Here is a 1,514-nt window from a genome sequence, read left to right on the forward strand (position 1 = left end):
CTAGTGCGGTGTCCACTAACGTTCGCCGGGTTGGCCGCTGCCGGAAATTGTCGTACCGGTGGTGTTGGGTGTGGTTGTGTCTCGTCGTCGGGATCCCGCTGCGCCTCGGGTGGTGTATCGCACGGCTCGTGTTGCGGTGCGGGTGACGGTTGGGCAGCGGCGGCGGTGTTTCGGCCTGCTGCGTTCGGCTGGTGACGTGTGGGCGTGTGTCCTGGAGGTGAACGGGTGGCGGCGCCGCCGTCAGGACGCGCCGTTGGTTGGCTATCAGGCGTTGTGTCGGGAGCTGTCGGGGTCGGGGCCGGGCACGTTCGGTGAGTTGGACACCACGGGTGCCCGGTCGGTGTTGCGGCGGTTCTCCGATGCCTGGTTCGCGGCGGCGAAAGCCCGCAAGGACGGTGACTCGTCGGCGCGGTTCCCGCGTCGTCGGCGCGGGTTGATGCCGGTGCGCTGGTATCACGGCACGTTCACCCTTGACGGGCTGCGGGTGCGTATCCCGGTGGCCAAGGGCATGCCGCCGTTGTGGGTCAGGTTGGCGCGGGAGGTGCCGTATCCGGTCGAGCAGGTCCGGTCGGTCACCCTGCTGTACGAGGGCGGCCGGCTGTTCCTCGACGTCACGGCCGAGGTGCCGGTGGCGGTGTATCCGCCGGGCGAGGGCCCGGACCCGGCCAGGGTGGCCGGGGTGGATCTGGGCATCATCCACCCCTACGCGGTGGCCAGCCGTGACGGGGAAGGCTTGTTGGTGTCGGGGCGGGCGATCCGCGCCGAGCACCGCATGCACCTGGCCGACACCAAAACCCGCCGCCGCGCCGTGGCCCGCAGGGCGCCAAAGCCCGGCCAGCGAGGGTCACGGCGGTGGCGGAAACACCGGCGGCGGGCAAGGTTGGTGGAGGGCCGGCACAAGCGGCGGGTCCGGCAGGCCCAACACGAAGCCGCCCGCACGGTGGTGTCGTGGGCGGTGGAGCAGCGGGTCGGTGTGCTCAGGGTGGGTGACCCGCGCGGTGTGTTGGACATCGATGCGGGGCGGCGGCACAACCTGCGGCTGCGGCAATGGCAGATCGGCCGCCTGATGCAGGTCCTGGAAGACAAGGCCACCCAGGCCGGCATCACCGTGCACCCCGTCAACGAGCGCGGCACGTCGTCGACCTGCCCCGCCTGTCTGCGGCGGATACCGAAACCGCGTGGCCGGACCCTGTCCTGCCCGCACTGCGCATTTTCTGGGCACCGCGACCTGATCGCGGCTGCCATCATCGCCACCCGCACCCCGGGCGGCGGACCCACCACCCCCACCGCAGCCGTTGTGCTGCCCGAGGTGGTCACGCACCGTCGAGCCGGCCGACACCTCCCCGGTGCCGGCCAGTCCCGGCGTGACCCCCGCCGCCCACCGGTGGCGGCGCGAGGATCAGTTGGCCCGCGGAGGCCCGCCCCACCACCAGGTGGGGAGTCGCTCGCCCGCACGGCGAGGATCCACAACAGGGCACCGGAAACCCGGTGAACGTTAGTGGACACCGCACTAG

The 1,514-nt window shown here is 71.6% G+C and carries 1 protein-coding gene; it reads left to right on the top strand.

Going from position 1 to position 1,514, the window contains the following annotated elements:
- The first annotated feature begins 316 nt into the window (after positions 1-316).
- Entirely contained in the window at positions 317-1,492 is a 1,176-nt protein-coding gene (locus AB0G14_RS35665) for a transposase (RefSeq protein ID WP_357705214.1), read from the top strand.
- Positions 1,493-1,514: the final 22 nt, after the last annotated feature.

The sequence above is a fragment of the Micromonospora sp. NPDC023814 genome (assembly GCF_040639595.1).
Classification (GTDB): Bacteria; Actinomycetota; Actinomycetes; order Mycobacteriales; family Micromonosporaceae; genus Micromonospora.